At 71.5% G+C, this 21,908-nt stretch carries 16 protein-coding genes; 7 read left to right on the top strand and 9 right to left on the bottom strand.

The window, feature by feature from the left end; all coding sequences use genetic code 11:
* Positions 1–16: 16 nt before the first annotated feature.
* Complete coding sequence (locus FXF68_RS24715) at positions 17–1,213, bottom strand: histidine kinase (protein WP_148763118.1); 1,197 nt, start codon at positions 1,211–1,213, stop codon at positions 17–19.
* Positions 1,214–1,389: 176 nt separating this feature from the next.
* Here FXF68_RS24715 and FXF68_RS24710 point away from each other — a divergent pair, with 176 nt between their 5' ends.
* From FXF68_RS24710 to FXF68_RS24690, 5 genes are all read left to right on the top strand, one after another.
* Positions 1,390–2,703, top strand: coding sequence for a hypothetical protein (locus tag FXF68_RS24710; RefSeq protein ID WP_222870074.1), 1,314 nt, complete (start codon positions 1,390–1,392; stop codon positions 2,701–2,703).
* Positions 2,704–2,852: 149 nt separating this feature from the next.
* Positions 2,853–3,380, top strand: coding sequence for a nucleotide exchange factor GrpE (locus tag FXF68_RS42535; protein ID WP_187438093.1), 528 nt, complete (start codon positions 2,853–2,855; stop codon positions 3,378–3,380).
* Positions 3,377–5,875 carry an Hsp70 family protein gene (locus tag FXF68_RS24700; RefSeq protein ID WP_148763114.1) on the top strand — a complete coding sequence of 833 codons (2,499 nt, stop codon included), beginning with the start codon at positions 3,377–3,379 and terminating at the stop codon, positions 5,873–5,875. The genes FXF68_RS42535 and FXF68_RS24700 overlap by 4 nt, the downstream gene beginning before the upstream one ends.
* Before the next feature lie 5 nt (positions 5,876–5,880).
* Positions 5,881–6,789, top strand: coding sequence for a tetratricopeptide repeat protein (locus FXF68_RS24695; protein WP_148763112.1), 909 nt, complete (start codon positions 5,881–5,883; stop codon positions 6,787–6,789).
* A complete protein-coding gene (locus FXF68_RS24690) occupies positions 6,786–8,294 on the top strand; it encodes a hypothetical protein (protein WP_148763110.1) in 1,509 nt (502 codons plus the stop codon). The genes FXF68_RS24695 and FXF68_RS24690 overlap by 4 nt, the downstream gene beginning before the upstream one ends.
* Positions 8,295–8,301: 7 nt before the next feature.
* Here the strand turns inward: FXF68_RS24690 and FXF68_RS24685 are convergent, their stop codons facing one another.
* From FXF68_RS24685 to FXF68_RS24665, 5 genes are read right to left on the bottom strand one after another with little or no spacing between them, the layout of a single operon-like run.
* Positions 8,302–9,384 carry an acyl-CoA dehydrogenase family protein gene (locus FXF68_RS24685; RefSeq protein WP_148763108.1) on the bottom strand — a complete coding sequence of 361 codons (1,083 nt, stop codon included), beginning with the start codon at positions 9,382–9,384 and terminating at the stop codon, positions 8,302–8,304.
* Positions 9,381–10,313, bottom strand: coding sequence for a VOC family protein (locus tag FXF68_RS24680; protein WP_148763107.1), 933 nt, complete (start codon positions 10,311–10,313; stop codon positions 9,381–9,383). The genes FXF68_RS24685 and FXF68_RS24680 overlap by 4 nt, the downstream gene beginning before the upstream one ends.
* 8 nt (positions 10,314–10,321) lie before the next feature.
* The gene (locus FXF68_RS24675; protein ID WP_148763105.1) at positions 10,322–11,080 is read right to left on the bottom strand and encodes an enoyl-CoA hydratase/isomerase family protein; all 759 of its coding nucleotides are present in this window, start codon (positions 11,078–11,080) and stop codon (positions 10,322–10,324) included.
* Between the two features lie 30 nt (positions 11,081–11,110).
* Complete coding sequence (locus tag FXF68_RS24670; RefSeq protein WP_148763103.1) at positions 11,111–12,340, bottom strand: acyl-CoA dehydrogenase family protein; 1,230 nt, start codon at positions 12,338–12,340, stop codon at positions 11,111–11,113.
* Positions 12,337–13,935 carry an AMP-binding protein gene (locus FXF68_RS24665; RefSeq protein WP_148763101.1) on the bottom strand — a complete coding sequence of 533 codons (1,599 nt, stop codon included), beginning with the start codon at positions 13,933–13,935 and terminating at the stop codon, positions 12,337–12,339. Before FXF68_RS24665 ends, FXF68_RS24670 begins: the two co-directional genes overlap by 4 nt.
* A gap of 394 nt (positions 13,936–14,329) precedes the next feature.
* Between FXF68_RS24665 and FXF68_RS24660 the strand changes: the two genes are divergently transcribed.
* Positions 14,330–16,132, top strand: coding sequence for a bifunctional metallophosphatase/5'-nucleotidase (locus FXF68_RS24660; RefSeq protein WP_148763099.1), 1,803 nt, complete (start codon positions 14,330–14,332; stop codon positions 16,130–16,132).
* Positions 16,133–16,182: 50 nt separating this feature from the next.
* Entirely contained in the window at positions 16,183–16,935 is a 753-nt protein-coding gene (locus FXF68_RS24655; protein ID WP_148763097.1) for a phytanoyl-CoA dioxygenase family protein, read from the top strand.
* Here the strand turns inward: FXF68_RS24655 and FXF68_RS24650 are convergent.
* The 3 genes from FXF68_RS24650 to FXF68_RS24640 form a co-directional block, all read right to left on the bottom strand.
* Complete coding sequence (locus FXF68_RS24650; protein ID WP_222870073.1) at positions 16,916–17,674, bottom strand: DsbA family protein; 759 nt, start codon at positions 17,672–17,674, stop codon at positions 16,916–16,918. The two genes, FXF68_RS24655 and FXF68_RS24650, sit on opposite strands and share 20 nt — an antisense overlap.
* Before the next feature lie 108 nt (positions 17,675–17,782).
* Positions 17,783–20,737: a glycosyl hydrolase family 18 protein gene (locus FXF68_RS24645; RefSeq protein WP_148763095.1), complete on the bottom strand. Its 2,955-nt coding sequence runs from the start codon at positions 20,735–20,737 to the stop codon at positions 17,783–17,785.
* A 202-nt stretch (positions 20,738–20,939) separates the two neighbouring features.
* The gene (locus FXF68_RS24640; RefSeq protein WP_148763093.1) at positions 20,940–21,893 is read right to left on the bottom strand and encodes a helix-turn-helix domain-containing protein; all 954 of its coding nucleotides are present in this window, start codon (positions 21,891–21,893) and stop codon (positions 20,940–20,942) included.
* Between the last annotated feature and the right edge of the window lie 15 nt (positions 21,894–21,908).

Below are 21,908 nucleotides of genomic sequence, written 5' to 3'. Positions count from 1 at the left end.
CCGCCGAGTCAATAGGTCAGGACGCGGTGACACCAGGACGATACTTAGGAACCCGGACGGTGACCTTCGTCCCGGCCCCCGGTCCGGTCTCGACGGCGAGGCCGTACTCGTCGCCGTACACCTGGCGGAGCCGCCCGTCGACGTTGGCGAGCCCGATCCCGGCGGTCTCGCCGTCGTCGTTCGCGGCGCGCTCCTCCCCGGCGAGCAGCCGCCGGACGTCGTCGGGGTCCATGCCGATGCCGTCGTCCTCCACGCTGATCACGCAGTCGGATCCGGCGTCCTCGGCGACGATCGTGATGAGGCCGGGCTCGGACCTGTCCTGGAGCCCGTGCCGGACGGCGTTCTCCACCAGCGGCTGGAGCGACAGGAACGGGACGGCGACCGGCAGCACCTCGGGCGCTATCCGCAACGTGACCCGCAACTGCTCGCCGAAACGGGCGCGCTGGAGCAGCAGATAACGGTCGATCGAGCGCAGTTCCTCGGCGAGCGTCGTGAAGTCGCCGTGCCGCCGGAACGAGTACCGCGTGAATCCGGCGAATTCGAGCAGGAGCTCCCGCGCCCGCTCCGGATCCGACCTGACGAACGACGCGATCGTCGTCAGCGAGTTGTAGATGAAATGGGGCGAGATCTGCGCGCGGAGCGCCCGCATCTCCGCCTCCATCAACATCGTCCGGGAATGGTCGAGTTCGGCGAGTTCGAGTTGCGCGTCCACCCATTGGGCGACCTCTTCGGCGGCGCGGATGAGGCCCGCGGGGACGTCCTCGCCGTAGGCGGCGAGCGTCCCGACGACGCGGTCGTCGGTGGCGAGCGGCACGACCACGACGCGGCGGATCGGGCAGTCGAGCCGGTCGCAGGGCACGTCGTGCACCTGCGTGCGGCCGGTCGCGAGCGTCGTCTCCGCGTGCCGGGGGCTCTCGGCGGAGTGGTGGTCGTGCTCGCCGTCCCAGGCGAGCAGCCGCTCCCCGTCGGTGATCGCGAGGGCCTCGCAGCCGAGCAGCGCCCGCAGGTGCCGGGCGGCCTTCTGCGCGCCCTGCCTGGTCAGCCCGGCGCGGAACGCGGGCGTCGCCCGGGACGCGGTGTGCAGCGTCTCGAAGGTGGCGCGCCGCGCGGGCCCGCCGAGATCGCCGCCGCGCCCGCGCCGCCACCACCGCCACGCCAGCGCCGGAACCCAGGTGAGCAGCAACGTCGCGGCGACGGCGACTACCACGTCCATCCCGCAAACCTACTTGTCACCGGGTGGACGAGATGTGAGGTTGATCACCTTGACGCATACTCGGTATGGCCGAATCGGGATATCCGTGTCATGTTTCACTCGCCAGAGAAACGATCTTGGCCGCGCGCCCGCGCCCCCGGGACGCACCGACGCGGGCCCGGCCGTGAGGAGTGCGCATGCGCCGTCGTCGCAGTCTCGCCTTAATCGCCGCCCTCGCCCTCGCCGCCCCGCTCGTCGCCGCGCTACAGGCCCCCGCCTCCGCCGACGAGCTGTCGCTGGCGAACTTCGCGCTCCGCCCGAACGCCTACGGGTCCGAACTCCGGGACCGCGCCGACGCCCTTCCGCTGGTGAAGGGCACCGTCACCACCATCATGAACGACCTCAACCGGAAGGACACGACGCGGCCGGTCGCGGTCGGGTCCGCCTGCCAGCCCGCCGCGCTGGCGTCCGGAAGCTCCGTCGCCATCCAGCGGAGCATCTGCTGGAACAGCGGCGACAACAACACCACCGAGTGGTACCCGCAGGGCATCACCACGGTCGCCGACATGCAGGGCGACCGCGTGTGGGGCGACGGGTACCAGCCCGTCCTGGTGAGCTGGTACGACCACGCCGGCGGCCCCAAGAACCCCGTCAAGGGCGTCCGGATCAGCTTCATCAACCCGTACACCGGCGCTTACCGGCACGTCCTGCTGGTGTATCCGCGGGCCAACGGCGACTACGACACCATCCGCGTTTCGGAGGACCCGGCCAGTACCGACTACAGCAAGCCGCTGCACGCGGGCGGCATCCTCTGGTACGGCAACCACCTGTTCGTCGCGGACACCGAGCGCGGGTACCGGATGTTCGACATGCGCCGCATCTACGACCTGGGCGCGTCGGAGAACGGGACGACGTCCAACCCGGACTGGGTCGGCAAGGTCGGCGACACCTACTACGGGTACGGCTACCGCTACATCATGCCGCAGGTCGGCTCCTGGACCCGGACGGCCCCGACCGGCACCACGTGCACCGCGAACGACGGATCGCCCAACTTCTCCTACGTCTCCCTCGACCGCAGCGGCGCCGACCACGTGATCTCGGGCGAGTACTGCGACGGCGACCAGACGGCCAAGGGACGGGTCGCCGCGTGGCCCATCACGAACGCCTTCACCACGAGCGGCGAGCTGATCCTCGACCCCGAGTACTCGTGGAACGCCGACGTGGCGCACAAGCTGCCGGTCAGCAACGTCCAGGGCGCGCTGAGGTTCAACGGACGCTGGTACCTCAGCCGCAGCCACGGCGAGACCGGCGCCGGGACGCTCTACACGACCGAGCCGGCGACGTCGTCCACCACCACCTTGCAGACGGCGACGGATCAGGACCTCGCCATCGGCCCGGAGGACCTGTCGCACTGGCAGGGCGGCTCCGATCCCAACAGCCCGACGCTCGGCACCATCTGGACGCTGGGCGAGCACCCGGGCAAGCGGATGGTCTATTCCGTCTATCCGTAGCGATGCTCTGAAAGGCGCCCGGCCGGGGCTTACTCCGGCCGGGCGTCACGCGTTCCGGGCGGGTTCCCGGTTCCTTCCGGGAGGGGTCCCGCCAAGGGCCTGGCACGGTTGCGTCGCACACGGGCAGCCGGGCGAAAGGGCTCACGGACATGGGGCGTGTCGCAGCGAGAGCGGGGGCGGCGCTCCGGCAGTGGCGGCATCCGCGCGAGTTCAGGATCGAGGCGTCCGCGTGGTCGGCGGACGCGCTCGCCGCGCTCGCCCGCGCCACCGCCGACGCCGCGCCACCCGGGATCTCTGCGCCGAGGAACGGGAGCGGCTTCCCCGAGGACGAGCTGGCGGACGTCGCGACCTGCGTGTGGCGGCTCCGCGCCCGCGTCGCCCGGATGGACGACCCGCCCCGCGCGGTCGTCCACCACGTCGAGACGGCGTGGGACGCGCTCGCGGACGGCGGCGTCGAGATCAAGGATCACGCGGGCGAGCCGTTCGACCCGGGCCTCGCGATGTCGGTGGCCGCCTACCAGCCGACGCCGGGGCTCGTCCGGGAGCAGATCATCGAGACCATCCGGCCGGGCGTGTACCTGGGGAGCCGCTCGATCCAGCTCGCCGAGGTGATCGTCGGCACGCCCGGCAACCCCGGCGCGCCCGCCGAAGCGACGAGGGAAACGCGGACACGATGACCAGGACAACGATCGACGTCGGAATCGACCTCGGCACCACCAACAGCGCGATCGCCGTCCTCGACGGCGTCGAGCCGCGGATCGTCAAGAACGACGCGGAGCAGTCCGACGTCACCCCGTCGGCGGTGCGGGTGGACAGGCAGGGCCGCGTCTCGGTCGGACGGGCCGCCAAGCAGCGCAGCGAGGAGGACCCGGACAACACCTGCGTGGAGTTCAAGCTCCAGATGGGCATCGCCGTCCCGCCGAAGGTGTTCGCCGCGACCGGGCGGTCGATGGCGCCGGAGGAGCTGTCCGCCGAGGTGCTGCGCTCGCTGCGCCAGGACGCCGCGAAGCACCTCGGCGCGGAGGTCGAGGCGGCCGTGATCACCGTCCCGGCGGCGTTCGAGCTGAGCGCCTGCGACGCGACCCGCGCCGCCGCCGAGCGGGCCGGGCTCGTCCAGTCGCCGCTGCTCCAGGAGCCGACCGCGGCGGCGCTCGCGCACGGCTTCCAGTCGGCCGACGACGCGTTCTGGCTGGTGTACGACTTCGGCGGCGGGACGTTCGACGCCGCCGTGGTCCGGATCAGGGACGGCGAGCTGACGGTCGTCGACCACCGCGGGGACAACAACCTCGGCGGCAAGCAGGTCGACTGGGCGGTGGTGGAGGAGCTGCTGATCCCGGCGGTGGCCCGCGAGCACCCGATCGGCGACCTGCGGCGCGGCAACCCGGCGCGGCGCAGGCACGTCAGCAAGCTGAAGCTGGCGGCGGAGGCGGCGAAGATCCAGCTCTCCCGCGTCGCGTCCACGGAGATCGTCGTCGAGCTGCACGACGACTCCGACCGGCCGTTCGAGTTCTTCTACGACCTGACCCGCGCGGAGGTGGAGCGGCTGGCGGAGCCGTTCGTCGTCCGGACGGTCAACCTGTGCCGCAAGGCGCTCGCGGACAGCGGCCTCGGGCCCGGCGACGTCGAGCGGGCGCTGCTCGTCGGCGGTCCCACGCTGGCGCCCTACCTGCGGGAACGGCTCGCCGACCCGCAGGCGGGGCTGGGAATTCCGCTGGACTGGAGCCAGGACCCGATCACCGTCGTCGCGCGGGGCGCCGCCGTGTTCGCGGGCGCGCAGCGGCTCGACCCCGCGCTCGCCGGTCCCCCGCCGCCGAGCGGCGAGTACGCGGTCGAGCTGGAGTACCGGCCGATGGGACCGGAGATCGAGCCGTTCGTCGGCGGGCGGGTGACCGGCGCCGACACCGCGGGCTGCTCGGTCGAGTTCGTCAACGACGGGACGAGACCGCCGTGGCGCAGCGGCCGGATCCCGCTGTCCGCGGACGGCATGTTCACGACGACGCTGTGGGCCGAGAAGGGCCGCGCCAACGCCTTCCGGATCGAGCTGACCGACGCGACGGGGGCGCGCCGGCCCGTCACCCCGGACACGCTGACCTACACGGTCGGCGGCGTGGACACGCAGCCTCCTCTCACCCACTCGATCGGCGTCGGGCTGGACGGCAACAAGGTCGAGCCGCTGTTCCGGAAGGGCACGCCGCTGCCCGCCCGCCGCCGGGCGCGCCTGCGCACGACGGTCGCGGTCAGCCGGGGCGCCGGGCAGGGCGAGCGCGGGCGGGGCATGATCCGCATTCCGGTGCTGGAGGGCGAGCACGCCCGCGCCAACCGCAACCGCCGCGTCGGCCGCATCGAGGTGCGGCCCGACCAGGTCGTCCGCGACGTCCCCGAGGGCAGCGCGGTCGAGCTGACGGTCACGGTCGACGAGTCCCGGACGGTCGTCGCCCGCGCCTACGTCCCGCTGCTGGACGAGGAGTTCGACTGCGTCCTCGACCTGCGGACCGAGGCCCCGCCCGACCCGGCCGAGCTGGCCCGCGAGGTCGCCGCCGAGAAGGAGCGGCTGGCGGAGGTGCGCCGGAAGGCGGACGAGCTGGGCGACGCGCGCGGCGCCGGCGTGCTGGCGCGGATCGACGCCGAGCGCGTCGTGCCGACCCTGGACGCGGAGGTCGACGCGGCGTCCGCCGACCCGGACGCCGCCGCCGCGGCGGGCCGCCGCCTGATGGACCTGCGCGCCTCCGTCGACGAGGTCGAGGACGAGATCGAGTGGCCCGCCCTGGTCGCCGCGGCGAACGAGCTGCTGCCGACGGTGCGGGAGGTCGTCCAGGAGGCCGGGGAGGAGAGCCACCGGTCGGCGCTGCGGCGCGCCGAGGAGGCGCTCCAGGACGCGGTGGCCGCGCACGACGCCGACCTGCTGCGGCAGCGCACCGTCGAGCTGCGCCGGGTCCTGGTCCAGGTGCTGGACTACTCCGGCGAGCTGCCGTTCCTGCTGTTCGACCGGCTGTGCTCGATGCGTCCCGACATGAGCGACCAGCGCGAGGCCGCGCACCTGATCGCGACCGGGCGGCGCGCCGCCGACGCGGGCGACGCCCCGGCGCTGCGCCGGGTGAACTCGGCGCTCACCGACCTGCTGCCCGAGCGGACCCGGCTCGACCCGCTCAGCACGGTGCGGATGGGCCGGTGACCGCCATGGCGCCGGCACCGGCCGCGCGGCTCGCCGTCCGGGAGGCGGCGCTCGCCCAGGCGCGGACGCTGGCCCGCGCGGGCCGCTACACCGAGGCGGCGGAGCTGCTCGGCGGCGAGCACGACGTCGCCGTCCTGGACCTGCGGGCCCGCATCCACGCGCAGCAGGGCCGGTGGGACGAGGCGGACCGCTGCTGGGCGGAGGCCGCTGCGCTCGCCCCCGGCGACCGGTCCGCCGCCGAGGGACGCCGCCGTATCGCGGAGATCCGGGCGCGGGCGGCGCGGCCGGGACGGGTCCGCGTGGCGCGCGGGGCGGTCAGGGCGGGCGGCGCGCTGGCGGCGCTGCTCGCCCTGGCCATGCTCGCCGACCTGTGGCTCGACCGCGCCGACACCCCCGGACGGGTGGCCGTGGCCGCTCCCCCGGCCACGGCCGCTCCATCCGGGTCGCCGTCCGTGTCGCCGTCCGCGTCGCCCGCGCCGGACCCGCTGGACGGGCTTCACCTGCGAACACCGGGGGTGCGGGTCGTCCGCCGCGACGGCGAGCTGGCCGTCACGTTCGACCGGGGCCTGTTCGAACGCGACGCGACGCTCACCCGGCGCGGCCGGGCCACGCTGCGGGAGCTGGGCGAACGGCTGCGTCCGGAGGCCGGGCGGCTCGCCGTCGCGGTGATCGGGCACACCGACCGGACGGCCGTCCGGCCCGGCGGCGGCTACGCGAGCAACGCCGAGCTGGGGATGCTGCGCGTGACGGTCGTCCGCGAGGTGCTGAGCGCGGCCGCCGGGATCCCGGCCGTCCGCTTCTCGACGTCCACGCTGGCCGGAGCGCTGCCGCCCTTCCCGGACGGCGGCGTTGCGCCCGACGACCCGCGCGACCGCACGGTCAGCATGCGCATCTCCGCGGCGGTCGCGCGATGACCGCCACCGAGACCGCGTTCTTCGCCGGGATCGGCCCGGACCTCTACCGCGACAACCCCTTCCGGATCACCGGCCTCCCCGTGGACGCCACCGACCGCGACATCCGCAGGCGGGCCGAGGAACTGCGGGTCAGGGCCAGGTTCGGGGACGGCTCCTGGACGGGCTCCCCGCTCCTCCCGCTGGATCCGCCGCCCGACGCCGACGCCGTCCAGCGGGCGTTCCAGCGGCTCCGCGACCCGCTGCTCCGGCTGGCGGACGAGCTGTTCTGGTTCTGGCCGTCGGGAGGGGACGCCGACGAGGCGCTGCGCGAAGGAAGGGCCGCGGACGCCGAGCGGCTCTGGTCCGAGCCCGGCCCCGGACGTCCGGCCGCCGTCGCCGCGCACAACCTCGCCGTCCTCGCCCACGCCCGCGCGCTCGACTCCGGCGACCTCGGCGAGGAGCGTTGGAAAGGCGCGTTGCGCGGCTGGCGGACCGTCCTCGACACCGGCGCCTTCTGGGACCTGGTCGCCGCCCGCGCCCGCGCCGCCGACGATCCGCGCGTCGCGTCCGGCACGGCCGACGAACTGCGCGAACGGCTGCCCGCCGCCGTCCTGTCGGTGAGTGCGGCACTGGCCGTGCGGGCGGGGCAGTCGGGCGCGCACGACGAGGCCGCCGCGCACGTAAGGCTGATGCGCGGTGCCGGGTTCGACGCGGAGGCGGTCGATGCCGCGCTGTCTGAAGCCGCAGCGCCGGAGGCGTCCCGGCTCAGGTCGTCGAGCGACGACACCCTCGACCGGGCGTCCGCCGACCCGGAGACCGGGTACGGGGAGGCGGTGCGCCTCGCGGAGCGGGCCGACCCGGTGTTCGCGGGGTTCGCGGCCGTCCTCCCGGCCGGGCATCCCGTCCTCGCCGGGCTGCGCGACGAGGTCGCGGACACCGTGATGCGCTGCGTCGTCCGCTACATCAACAAGACCGAGGACTGGGGACCGGCGGAGGGCGTCCTCGAACGGGCCGAGGCCATGGCGGACTCCCCGAACGTCAAGGCGGACGTCGCCGAGAACCTCCGGATCGTCCGGGACAACCTGGTCTACGGCACCTGCTGGTTCTGCGGGGAGCGGCCGAGCGGCGACGGCGCCGGGGTCGGGGTGGCGATGCACGGCGAGGTCAAGCGCGAGCTGACCCCGCACTACACGACCCGGATCACCTGGCGGAAGCTGACGATCACGGTGCCGCGGTGCGCGGACTGCGCGTCCGCCCACCGGAGCCGCCGCGCCAAGGTGTGGGCCTGCGCCCTCGGCGCGGACGCCGCGGCGTTCGCCCTCGCCTGCGCCCTCCTCTCCGCCGGGATGGGTATCGGCGTCCTGTTCGTGGTCATCGCCGTCGTCGGCCTGCCCTTCGCCATCGGCTACGCCGCCACGAGCACCCTCCCCGCCGAGGCGAACCGCGTGTTGCACAGGTTCCCGGCCGTCCAGGAGAAGTTCGACGCGGGCTGGCAACTGGGCGGGAAACCGCCCGGCGTCCAGTGACCCGGCGTCAGGTGTCCTGGACGTCGAGGGCGCCCGCAAGGACGTCGTAGTGCTGGTCGCCGTCGCCGAAGGCCAGCGCCGCGGACGTGGCGTGCCGCGAGAACAGGTGCAGGTCGTGCTCGGCGGTGAAGCCGATCGCGCCGTGCACCTGGTGGCCGAGCGCGCACACCCGCTCGTACGCCTCGCTCACCCACGCCTTCGCCATGGACACCTCGTCGGCGGCGTCGCGCCCGGACGCCAGCAGCCAGATGGCCTCGTAGGCGATGAACCGGGAGCCCAGCACGTCGATGGCCATGTCCGCGCAGTGGTGCTGGACGGCCTGGAACGACCCGATCGGCTTGCCGAACTGCTCCCGCTCCGTCGCGTACGCGACCGTCATGTCGAGGACGCGCTGCGCCCCGCCCACCATCTCCGCGCACATCGCCGCCGCGCCGAACCGCGCCATGGCCTGGACGGCGTCCGGCCCGAGCGCGTCGTCGGCGCGGACGTCCGCCAACTCGACATGGCACGGACGGTCCAGCCCGACCGTGTCCAGCGGACGGATCGTGACGGCCGAGGCGTCCACCCAGAACGCGCGCGGTTCGCCGTCGAGCCGCGCCGCCACGAGCAGGCTCTCGGCGGACGCGGCGAACGGCACGAACGTCGCCGTCCCGCTCAGCGTGAACCCGTCGCCGTCGGGCGTGGCGACCGGCGCGTCGCCGGGACGGTCCCACGGCAGCGGCGCCGCCGTCACGACGTGCCCTTCGGCGATGGCGCCGAGCCACCGCTCCTTCTGCGCATCTGTCCCGAACCGCGCGACCGGCATCCCGGCGCACGCCACCGACGCCAGCAGCGGGCTCGGGACCAGCGCGTATCCGAGCTGCTCGAACAGCAGGCACACGTCGAGGAAGTCGCCGCCGACACCGCCGAAATCCTCGGGGAACGCGAGGCCGGTCCAGCCGAGGTCGACCATTTCCTTCCACAGCGCGACCGAGTACCCGGCGGGATCGGCGTCCACCGCCCGCGCGCCCGCCGTCGCCGCGCGCGACTCCAGAAGCTCGCGGGCCGTGGACGCGATGAGCTCCTGGTCCTCGGTGAGACTCAGGTTCATGACGGCGGGATCTTGTCGGAGCGGACCCACACGCCCGGCCGTTCCTCCCAGAACAACTGGACGAGGATTCCGCCGGTGTGCTTCGGGTGGATGAACGTGTGCTTCCAGGCCGCGCCGTCCGTGACGCCCTCCTCGTCGTCGAAGGTGGGCGTGCCGTGGTGGTCGCAGGCGGCGAGCGCCCTGTCCCAGTCGTCGACCTCGAAGGTGACGTGGTGGGCGGCGGGGCCGCTGCGCTCCAGGAACCGGTCGATGAACGAGTCCTCGCCGCGCGACGTGATCACCTCCCAGCAGATCGCGGAGCCGGGGATGTTGAGGACGAGGTCGGCCATGTCGGGGTGCTCGTCCTCGGGCGTCCGCCAGACCTGCACGAACCCGGCGAGGTCGCGGTACCAGTCGGCGAGCGCGTCGCGGTCGTGGAACGCCTGGCAGATGTGGTCGAGCGCGACGACGCCGAGGTTCGGGCCGTCCGGTGAGCCAGGCTCGGCCTCCGAACCGGGAGTGTCGCCGCACATGTCGAGGCTGCCGGGGCCGCGGAGCCGCCACAGGACGCCGGGGCCGTGCTCGGGCGGCGTCAGCGACGCCTCCAGCCAGCGTCCGCGCACGCCATCGGTCGGCTTGAGGTCGCGCGACTCCAGCTCGGCGCGGGCGGCCTCCAGGTCGGGCACCTCGGCGCCGACGTGGTGCAGGCCGGGACGTCCGCCGTGCTCGTCGAGGAAGGTCTGCAACGCCGAGCCGTCACCGGCGGGCGCGAGCACCTCCCACGCCTGACCGCGGCTGCCGGGGATCTCGAGGCGGGCGCCGCGCACGCCCTCGGCCGGGTTGTCCCAGGCCCGGACGCGCCGGAACCCGAACAGCCGCTCCAGCAACTCCACCTGGCCGTCCAGGTCGGGAGTCACCTGCGCGACGTGGTCGATGCGGTAGATCTGCACGGGTCCTCCTAGCTCGGGTGGGGCTCGATCCAGTCGTAGCCGTACGTGACCAGTTCCTTGACGAGACGCAGGTTGTAGCGGTTCATCGCCGCGATGCGTTCGGCCAGTTCGCCTATCCGCTTGTCGAACTCTTCGGCCGGGTAGACGTCGTTGACCAGGCCGAGTTGCAGCGCCCGCTCCGCGTCGATGCGCGCTCCGGTGAAGAGGAGTTCCTTCGCGCGGGCCTTCCCGATGCGTTCCGGGAGCCGTTTCACGCCGCCCCAGCCGGGCGCGGAGCCGCCGAACTCGGGCTGGTCGGGGTCGCCGTCCTCGGTCATCTTCGGCCGGTACGGCGGGCGCGCCGACAGCGTGATCTCGACCAGGCCCATCTTCGCGTTGTCCGAGGCGATGATGAAGTCGGCCGCGAGCGCCAGCTCCAGCCCGCCGCCGACCGCGTAGCCGTGCACGGCCGCGACCACCGGGACCGACAGCCGCTCCATCATCGCAAACGTCTTCTCGCCGAGCCGCCCCTGCTCGATCCGCTCGCGCGGGGTCAGCTTCTCCGACCAGCCGAGGTCCATCCCGGCGCAGAACGCCCGCTCGCCCGCGCCGCGCAGCACCACGACGCAGACGTCCTCGTCGTCGTCGACGCGGGTGAAGATGTCGCGCAGCTCCGTCATCGTCGTCGGGGTCAGCGCGTTGAGCTTCTCCGGGCGGTTGAGGGTCAGCCAGGCGACGCGTTCCTCGATCCGCAGGTCGACGGTCTCGTACGGGTTCTCGGCGGGCATGCGGTTCGCTCCTCCGGTGGGTCGGTCCGGTCAGCGGGGCAGGCTCAGGCCCCGGGTGGCGATGACGTTTCGCTGGATCTCGGTGGTGCCGCCGAGGAAGGTCGACGCCACCGAGTCGCGGCGCATGTGGGTGAACACGGCGTCGAGCGGCGCGCCGTCGCGCTGCCAGAGCGCGGCGGACCGGCCGAACGCGCGGGCGCCGGTCCGGGCGAGGCGCTGGTGCAGCTCCGCGCCGAAGAGCTGGTTGATGGACGCCTCGAAGTCGGGCTCCGCGCCCTCCGCCTGCCGCGACACCGTGTAGCGGGCCAGGTTGTACAGGACGCGGATCTCCGTCTTGCGGCGCGCGATCTCCTGCCGGAGGGCGGGCGTGACGCGGGCGTGGCGGCGACCGTCCGGGGAGCGCAGGTAGCTCACCAGTTCGGCGAGGGCCTGCTCGTACTTGATCGTCGCGCCGATCCCGGCCCGCTCGAAGCCGAGCGCGGACATCGCCACGTACCAGCCGCGGTTCTCGTCCCCGACCCGGTTCGCCACCGGCACCCGGACGCCCTCGAAGAAGATCTCGCAGAACGGCGCGGAGCCGCGCAGGTCCTCGATCGGGCGGATCGTCACGCCGGGCGCGTCCGCCTCGACGAGCAGGAACGTGATGCCGCGGTGGGGCTTCTCGGCGTCGGGGTCGGTGCGCACGAGCACGAACAGCCAGTCGGCGTACTGGCCGAGGGACGTCCACACCTTCTGTCCGTCGACCACGTACTCGTCGCCGTCGCGGACGGCCCGCGTCCGCAGCGACGCGAGGTCGGAGCCGGAGCCGGGCTCGGAGAAGCCCTGCGCCCACGTCGCCTCGCCCTTCGCGATCGGCGGGAGGTGCGCGGCCTTCTGCTCGTCCGTGCCGTGGACGAGCAGGGTCGGGCCGAGGAGGAACGCGCCGATGCCGTTCACGGTCGGCACCCGCGCCCGCATCATCTCCTCGTGCAGGACGAACTCCTCCAGCGCCGACAGCCCCGCGCCGCCGAACTCCTCCGGCCAGTGCGGCGCGATCCAGCCGCGTTCGGCGAGCGCCGCCGCCCACGCGCGGGCGCCCTCGCGGCGTTCCGGGTCGTCGGCGACGCGGTCGACGGGCCAGTTGTAGCCCGCGACGTCCTCGGGTTCGAGGCTCTGCTCCTCCTCCCCGGCCGGACGGTAGCCCGCCGGGAAGTTGTCCTGGATGAAGGCGCGGACCTCCTCGCGGAAGGCGGCCTGCTCCGGCGTGTCGTCCCAGTTCACCGGCCGTCCGCCTCCCGGTCCCAGGTGGTCTCGGTGACGCCGTGCTCGCCCTGCGCCCGCAGCTTGTACTTGGCGACCTTGTCGGTTGGGGTGCGCGGCAGCGCGTCCACGAACTCGACGTAGCGCGGCACCATCGACCGCGGCAGCCGCTCCTCGCAGTAGGCGATCAGCTCGGCCGGGTCCATGCCGGTGTCCGGCTGCACCACGATCGACACCTTGATGTCCTCGTCCTCCAGTTCCGAGGGCACGCCGATCGCGGCGCACTCCAGGACCGCCGGGTGCTGGTTGATCTCCGTCTCCAGGTCGAAGGCGGAGATGTTCTCGCCGCGCCGGCGGATGGCGTCCTTCATCCGGTCAAGGAAGTAGAAGTAACCGTCGTCATCGCGCCATACCCGATCTCCGGTGTGGAACCACATGTTCCGGAAGCAGCGGGTCGTCGCCTCCCAGTTCCCGTAGTAGCCGGTCGTCAGGACGAACGGCTGCTTCGGCCGCAGCACCAGCTCGCCCGGTTCCCCGGAGCCGAGTTCGCGGTCGTGCTCGTCCACGACCGCGACGTGGAACCGCTCGTCGTGGGCCTGCCCGCAGGACCCGACGCGCCACTCCCCGTACGGGCTGCCGGTCGCGATGCCCGCCTCGGTGCTCGTGTACGTCTCCACCGACCGGACGCCGAACCGCTCGCGCATGGGCTCGTCCAGGTTGGACTTTCCCATGTAGAACGTCTCCAACCGGTGGTCGCGGTCGCGTGACGTGGGCGGACGGTTCAGCAGGATCGGGATCATCGAGAACACGCTCATGCACACCTGGGCGTCGAAGCGGCGGACGTCGTCCCAGAACCTGGACGCGCTGAACCGCTCCACGATCGCGATCGAGCCGCCGCCGAGGAGGGCGGACAGCATGCCGTCCCAGAGCGCGGCCGCGTGGAACAGCGGCAGCGGGCAGTAGATCGTCTTGCCCCACCGGTCGAGGAAGTCGAGCGAGTCGTAGGCGCAGGTCAGGGCGAGCGCGTGCGGCACCATCGCGCCCTTGGACGGGCCCGTCGTCCCGGACGTGTACATGATCGCCTGGAGGTCGCCGAAGCGGATGTCGAGGTCGACGCGGCGGTCGCCGTCGCCGTCGTCCGGCAGCGCGGTCAGCTCGCGGGCGGGCTTGCCGAGCCGGTCGAGCAGCACGCCGCTGCCAGCCGCGTCCCGGACGAACACGCCGCCGAGCTTCGGCAGCCGCGCCGCGATCTCGGTGAGCCGCTCCGCGTACGGCCCGTCGACGATCAGCCAGGACGAGTCGGAACTGTCCAGGACGTGCCGCAGCAACTCCCCCCGGTAGGCGATGTTGATCGGCACGGCGACCGCGCCGATCCGCGCCAGCGCGAACACCAGATGGACGAAGTCGGCGCAGTTCGGCAGCATCAGGCCGACATGGTCGCCGCGCCCGATCCCGGCGGCCGACAGCGCGCGGGCCATGCGGTCGGCGGCGTCGTCCACCTCGCCGTAGGTGATCTCGCCGTCGCGGAACTTGAGGAACGTCTGCCGTCGGTGAACCTGCGCCTGTGACCGGAGGACGTCCCCGAGGACGAAGCTCTCCAGCGTCTCCTTGCGCATCCGGACCTCCGCTGTCGCTGCGTGCGTCGTCGGTGGCTGGTGGCGGGGTGGCTCGGTGGCGGGGTGGCTCGGTGGCGGGGTGGTCGGGTGGGGTGGACCGGCTGGGAGCGTCCACAACCGGACATCGCTGTAAATAGATGAGCACGAATCGCTATACCCGGCAACAGCTCCGAAAAGGGAGAAGGCGCTTCAAGAGTGATCTCCAGGGCGATTCAGTGCGCTTTGTGATGTAGCCCACACTTCGATTTCGCGTCGGCGACCGCTCGGCGGAGGGGATGTCCGGTTTGGCGCGGACTGCCAACGATCTCCCCGGGGAATCGGAAGATTTCACCAGTCCCGGCTCCGCGCGGCGGGCTTATCGTTCTCCCGTCCCCTGCGGAAGGAACGGTCCGATATGCAGCCGCGCTGGTGTTCCTGCCACGTTCCCGACGTCAGCCGCAGGCAGGTCCTCGGCGGGCTGACCGCCGCGGGCGCCCTCGCCCTCGCGGGCTGGCCCGGCCAAGCGGACGCCGCGCCGCGCGGCCGGACGGTGACGATCACCGTCATGGGCACGTCCGACCTCCACAGCCACGCCCTCGACTGGGACTACTACACCGACGCCGCATACCACGACCGCGATGGGAACGTCGTCGGCCTCGCGCGGGTGTCGAGCCTGGTCAACCAGATCCGCGCCGCGCGGGGGCGCGAGCGCACCCTCCTGTTCGACGCCGGGGACACGATCCAGGGCACGCCGCTCGGCTTCTACTACGCGTCGGTCGAGCCGATCACCGACACCGGCGCCGTCCACCCGATGGCGCGGCAGATGAACGCCATCGGATATGACGCGGTGGCCCTCGGCAACCACGAGTTCAACTACGGCCTGCCGTTCCTGAACACGTGGATCCGTCAGATGCGCGCGCCGGTGCTGGCCGCGAACGCCGTCCACGCGGGGACGCGCCGTCCCGCCTTCCGGCCGTACATGCTCAAGCGGATGCGCGTTCACGGCTTCCCGCCGATCACGGTCGGCGTGCTGGGGCTCACGAACCCGGGCGTCGCGATCTGGGACCGGGGCAACGTCTCCGGCAAGCTCGACTTCCTCGACCTGGTCGCGACCGCGCGCCGGTGGGTGCCGGTGATCCGCCGCCAGGGCGCGGACGTCGTGATCGTCAGCGCGCACTCCGGGGACAGCGGCACGTCGTCCTACACCGGCGACCTGCCCGTGGAGAACGCCGCCGCGCTGGTCGCCGAGCAGGTGCCGGGCATCGACGCCATCCTGTTCGGGCACGCGCACCTCGACATCCCGGAGCGTTTCGTCACGAACAAGGCCACCGGCCGGACGGTCGTGATGAGCGAGCCGAAATGCTGGGGGCAGCGGCTCTCCGTCTTCGACCTCACGCTCACCCACGAGCGGGGACGCTGGAAGGTCACGGGAAAATCCGCGACGTCGGTGAACACGAACACCGTCCAGGAAGACCCGGAACTCGTCACGATCGTCAAGAAGCAGCACGACGCCGTCGTCGCCTATGTGAACAAAGAAGTCGCCACCTCCACGGAGGAGATGTCGGCGGCGGAGTCCTGCTGGAAGGACACCGCGATCCTGGACTACATCCACCTCGTGCAAACGGCGAAGGTGAAGGAGGCCATCGCCGGGACGGAGAACGCATCCCTCCCCGTGCTGTCGATAGCCGCGCCGTTCAGCCGTTCCGCGACGTTCCCCGCCGGAAAGGTCACCATCAAGGACATCGCCGGGCTCTACATCTACGACAACACGCTTCTGGCCAGCGTGCTGACCGGCTCGCAGATCAGGACGTACCTCGAATACTCCGCGCAGTACTTCAAGCAGGTCGCGGCGAGCGCGCCCGTCGATCCCGCGTCGTGGACGAACGCGCACAACCGTCCCGACTACAACTACGACCAGCTCTCCGGCGTCACGTACGACGTGGACATCGCGAAGGCGGAGGGCTCGCGCATCGCCAATCTCGCCTACGACGGAAAGCCCGTCGCGGACGACCAGCGGTTCGTGGTGGCGGTGAACAACTACCGCCAGTCGGGCGGCGGCGGATTCCCGAACATCACGGCGGCGCCCGTCGTCTACAACGCGCAGGTCGCCATTCGCGAGGCGATCGTCGAGTACGCGTCCAAGGCGGGCACCATCGACCCGGCGACCTTTCACGTGGACAACTGGAGGCTCGTCCGCGACGGCACGCCGGTGTTCTGAGCGCGAATAATCGTTGGACCGCTGAACGCGGTCCGGGCCAGAGTGGGTCCATGATCGACGTGGACGCCTTCATCGAGCACGGCTTCGTCCGGGTCGAGGACGCCTTCCCGCGCGACCTGGCCGACGAATGCCGCGCCATCATCTGGAACGATCTCGGCGCCGACCCTGACGACGCGTCCAGTTGGCCGGGGCCCATCGCGACGCGGCCGGGCTACGGGCAGGCGCCGTTCACGGCCGCCGCCAACACGCCGAAACTGCGCGCCGCGTTCGACACGCTCGTCGGCACGGGACGCTGGACGCCGCCCGCCAGCCTCGGCGGGTTCGTCATCCGGTTCCCCGGCGGAGAATCGGCCGTCGTCGACAACTGGCACGTGGACGTCAGTTTCGCAGGCCCCGCTTCGTCGCCGACCGACTACCTTTCCTGGCGCGCGAACGTCCATTCCAAGGACCGCGCGCTGCTGATGCTCTTCCTCTTCTCGGACGTGACCGAGAAGGACGCGCCCACCCGCCTCCGGATCGGCTCCCACCTGGACGTGGCGCGCCTCCTCGAACCGGAGGGCGACGACGGCCTGGACGCCCGGGAATTGGCGAGCCGAGCGGAAGCCGCGAGCGCCGACCGTCCCACGGCCTACGCCACCGGCCCGGCGGGCACCGTCTATCTCTGCCACCCGTTCGTGGTCCACGCGGGCCAGCCTCATCACGGCACGGTCCCGCGTTTCCTGGGGCAACCACCGCTCCACGCGAACGGCCCCGTTGACCCGTCGGAACCGGTGGGTGCGGCGATCAGGCGCGCGCTGGCTTAGGAGTCTCCCTCGCCATCACCGCGTACACCCTGGTGAGTATCTGGGTGAACGCCGTCTTGTCGAAGAGGGAGTTGTAGCTTTCGTCCGGGACCCTGATTCCGCCGATGTCCAGGGTGGGCGTGCCGGGCCCCTTTCCGCCCTTGCGCCCGGCCCGCACGTACGCCACCTGCGCCGTGTCGACGAAATTCCGGTACTTCATCGTCTTCACGGCGGAGTCGAAGGCGGGTCCGCGCAGCCCGTCGACCTTGCCCGCCAGTTCCAGGAGGCGCGCGGTGGTGAAGCCGTCGACGGTCTCCTCTGGCTGGTTCTGGTAAAGGACCTCGTGGTATTCGGCGAACTTCTTTTGCTCGAACGCCGCGCGCAGGGCGTTGACGGCCTTCTCTGAGCCGTGGCCGCCGAGCCGTCCGTCCAGGAACGAGGCCATCGTGTAGTCGGCCCTCGCCTTGCCCTGCACGACCCAGTCGCGCAGCACGGGGCCGCCGCCGATCGTTTCGAACGCCTTGCAGGTCGGGCAGCGCGGGTCCTCGTACAAATGGACGAGGACGAGCGCGGCGGGATTCCCGACCGTGACCGTCGTCCCGTCCAGGGAAAGGCTTTCCGGCACGTCCGTGAAGGCGGCGTAGGAGGGCATGGGGCGCGCCGAGGTCCGGCCCGAACCGGAATCGTCGCATCCGCCGACCGCCGCGCCCAGCGCGACCGCCAGCAGAACCGCCGCCAAGCGGCCTCTCGCACGGTTCACCGCACACTCTCCAGTTCTCAGGCCGGGAAATTCGGGGCCGGAAACGGCTGGGCAGGGCGTATGCCGGGTGGTGGCATACGCCCTGCCTTCTATGTGAAGCCGCTCAGGTCAGCGGTGTGTGCCGCCTACTGACGCGGTTACTGGGTAGTCCTGCGCGAGCGCGTAGGACTTGCCGCCGAACGTGAGCTGGAAGTTCGACGGGGACGATATCGGTAGCTGGTAACTCAGCGCGACCGTCGCGGTGCCACCGTTCGGAATGCTCGTGTAGCTGGGAACGGTGAGCGTCGCCCTATGGAAGTCACCCTTCAGGCCACCGGTGTTGTTGCCGGTGTGACCTGCCTGAACGGAGAGCGTCCACCCGGTCTGCTGCGTCATCGTCGACGGCGCGGAGGTGCCGTAGTCGAACTTGAACGTGGCGCCGCCCGGAATGGTCTGGCCCGAGTTGTTCGTGATGGTCATCTTCGGCGTGATCGGGTAGTTGGCGTCGCCGACCGGGAAGTTGGTCAGCGCCACCTTCACGTCGAGAACCTCGGTGGGCATCGTGTGATCCGACTTGCGGTTCTGGTACGGGGACGCGGTCTTCAACTTGTCGTTGATGGCCGAGATCAGGGTCTGCCCCATGAAGTACTCGCCCTTGCCGCCGTTGCGGGCGGGGTCCCAGGCGTAGTCTCCGGCGAGCTCCCAGATCATGATGCCGCCGATGCCCTTGTCCGCCACGTACTGCGCCTTGGCGGCGATGGACTGGTCGTCCTCAGTGGACAGGAACACCTTCTTGGTGCTGTTCCACAGCCACGGCGACTTCATCGTGTTGTCGTACTGGCGGGTGTAGGTGCCGGTGAGGCGGTCGTCCGGGTCCTTCGCCGGGTCGAGGCCGTAGGCGCCGATGTAGTCGTCGCCCTGGATTCCCTTTTCGAGGTTCTTGGCGTGCCACATCGGGTTGCTGCCCGACGCCTGTTCCACGCCCGCCGCGTCGTCGTCGTGCCAGAGGTTGTCGAGTCCGACGGCGCCGTTTCCGCAAGGCGTGGTGGAGCCGACGTTCTTACCGGTGCCGGGCGGGCACTTCGTCTGGTCCGGCAGCGCCGCCTTGCCCCACAGCCCGTTCGTGCCGCCGGAGACGTCGCGCCATCCGCGGGTGTAGAACGGGACGCCGATGTTGATGCGTCCGGCGGGCATCGAACCGCGGAAGTAGTGGTACGCCCAGTCGGTGTTCAGGTAGCCCATTCCGTAGGCGGTGTAGACGCCGCCGTCGGCCTGCTCGTTGTCCTTGCCGTCGTCGTAGAGCGCGGCGTTCGGGCCGACGAAGTGGTTCCAGGAACCGTGCAGGTCGTAGGTCATGAGGTTGGCGTAGTCCAGGTACGGGTTCACCTGGTAGGTGTCATGACCGCGCAGGATCCAGCCGGACGCCGAGGTGGCGGCGGTCAGCATGTAGTACTTGCCGTCGGCCGCGCTCGCCGCGTCGAGCTTCTCGCGCAGCGTCTTCATGAGGGAGACGTAGTTGGCCATCAGCGTCGAGCGCCGCGCGTTGGAGAACGTGAAGTCGTCCGGGTGCCCGGCGTACTTCATCGACGTCGCGTACTCGTAGTCGATGTCCGCGCCGTTGAAGCCGTACTTGCGCAGGAACGCGACGACCGAGTCGGCGAAGGTGTTGATCTTGTCCTGGCTGTCGGTCATCGTGTAGAAACCGCCGGACGCGACGCGCTTGCCGTTGTCGTCGAGGTAGCCGCCGGTCTCCGCCCAGCCGCCGATCGAGATCAGCGTCTTGACGTTCGGGTGCTGCTTCTTGAACTTGTTGAGCAGGTTGAAGTGGCCCTTGTACGGGAGCGAGGGGTCCATCTCCGCGCCCTTGACGTCCGGCCACTCCATCCCGGTCGCCGGGTTGTTCGGCGAGTCGTTGCCGACCGAGACCTTGTTCTGGCCGTCGATGTGCGCGAACGCGTAGTTGATGTGGGTGACCTTGTCCCACGGGATGTCGCTCGCAAGGTAGCGCGGCGCGCCGTTCTTGCCGGTCCGCCAGCTCGTGAAGTAGCCGATGGCGCGGCGCGGGTGGCCGTCGCCCATCTTCTCGCGGCCGTCGTTGTCGTAGGCGTCGCAGTACGGCGGCGTGACGCCGGGCGTCTGGTAGAGGCCGTCCGGACGGCAGCCGGCGCTGCCCGCTCCGATCTTGGCGGTGACCTCGTTGCTCAGCTCGGAGACCTGGCCGGTGGCGTCCTTGGCGCGGACCGCGAACTTGTAGCTGCCCGCCGTCAGGCCGGAGACCTTGGCGGTGGTGCCGGTCACCGACTGGACGACCGAGCCGTTCTGCAGCACGTCGTACCCGGTGACGCCGTGGTCGTCGGTCGCGGCGCCCCAGGAGAGGGACACCGAGTCGTTGGTCGTCTCGGTGATCTTCAGGTCGGCGGGCTTGGACGGCGGGGTGTCCTCACCGTTTCCGGGGGTCGTGACGGTGACGCCCGCCCCGGCCTCGGACACCTGGTCGGCGGTGTCGCGGGCGACGACGCGGAACGTGTAGCGCGTCCCGGCCGTGAGCCCGGTGACCTTGGCGGTGGTGCCGGTGACGGTCGCGGCGACGGCGGTCCCGTTCAGCACGTCGTAGTTCTTGACGCCCTTGTCGTCGGTCGCGCCGTCCCAGGCGAGGGTGACGGACGTCGACGTGATCTCGGTCGTGCGGAGGTTGGCGGGTGCGCTCGGCGGGGCGTCCACGGTGCCGCCACCGCACGGCTGGCCGTCGAGCAGGCAGTTCTGCGGCTCGGTCAGCGTGCCGGTGTAGGAGACGAGGAAGCCGAACGTCGCGGTCGCGCCGGGCGCGACCGTGCCGTTGTACTCCCGGCTCGTGAACGTGTGGTGGCTGCCCGAGCTGGCGAGCGAGGCGTCCCAGTAGGAGCCCATCTTGACGTTGGAGGCGAGGTCGAACTCCAGCTTCCAGTTCGACATGGAGGCGCTGCCACCGTTGCTGATGGTGCAGCCGTACTGTGCCCCACCGCCCCATTCTTGGACGGTATGGCAGGCGGCGGTCGGCCCGGCGGCATTGGCGGGTGCTGTCAGCACCGCCGTTATGCCGAGCATCAGGAGGATGGCGCTACACCCGGTGAGGATCGCCCGGAGTGGGGAGCGGCTTGCGGCCACGGCAATCCTGTCCCTTCAAATAGTTAGGAAACTATACAAATTGTCGTGACAATAACCGCACCTCAGGCGGTGTGCAAGAGTTGAATTTCAACGGTGTCATACAGTCTGAACCGGTCCAGCATGGCGACTGGACCAGTGAAAATCAGCGGCCGGCGTCGGCCGCGAACGCCCTCCGGTAGGCCGTCGGAGGGACGCCGACGACGCGCGTGAAGTGATGGCGGAGGTTCGCGGGGCTGCCGAGGCCCGAGCGCTCGGCGATCCGGTCGACGGGCAGGGCCGTCGTCTCCAGCAACTCCCGTGCGTAGTCGATGCGGATGCCGCGCAGCCAGGCCATCGGCGTCGTGCCGGTCGCGGCGTGGAAGCGGCGGATCAGCGTGCGGGGCGTCATCCCGGCGCGGCGCGCGAGCGCGGCGACGGTGAGCGGCTCGTGCAGGCGCTCCCGCGCCCAGTCGAGGAGCGGGCCGAGGTCGTCGGTGTTCCGGACGGCGGTCGCCGCCTCGATGTACTGCGCCTGCCCGCCCGGCCGGTGCGCGGGCATGACGAGCCGCTTGGCCAGCGCGCTCGCGACCGCCGCGCCGTGGTCGGCGCGGACGACGTGCAGGCACAGGTCGAGGCCGGCCGCCGTGCCCGCGCTGGTCAGGACGTCGCCGTCGTCGATGTAGAGCACGCTCGGGTCGACCTGGACCTTCGGGTACCGCGCGGCGAGCTGCCCGGCGTGCATCCAGTGGGTGGTGGCGGGGCGTCCGTCCAGGATCCCGGCGGCGGCGAGGACGAACGCGCCCGTGCACAGCGACACCATCCGGGCGCCGTTGCGGTGCGCCTCCCGGACGGCCTCGACCAGGTCGGGCGGCTGGTCGTCCAGCAGGTTGGCGCACGCGGGGATGACGACGGTGTCGGCCTCCGCGAGCGCCTCGAGCCCGGCGTCGGCGTGCGGGGCGAACCCGGCGGCGGTGCGCGTCCCGGCGGGCGCGCACAGCCGGAAGTCGTACCAGGACTCCGCGAGCCCCGGCCGCTCGTAGCCGAACACCTCGCACGGGATGGCCAACTCGAAGATCGGCACCCCGTCGGTGACGGCGACGGCCAGGCGGTGCGGCATGTCACTAATTTAGCG

This window comes from Actinomadura decatromicini (assembly GCF_008121305.1).
GTDB classification, from domain to species: Bacteria; Actinomycetota; Actinomycetes; order Streptosporangiales; family Streptosporangiaceae; genus Spirillospora; species Spirillospora syzygii.
This window is presented reverse-complemented; position numbering and strand designations above follow the sequence as displayed.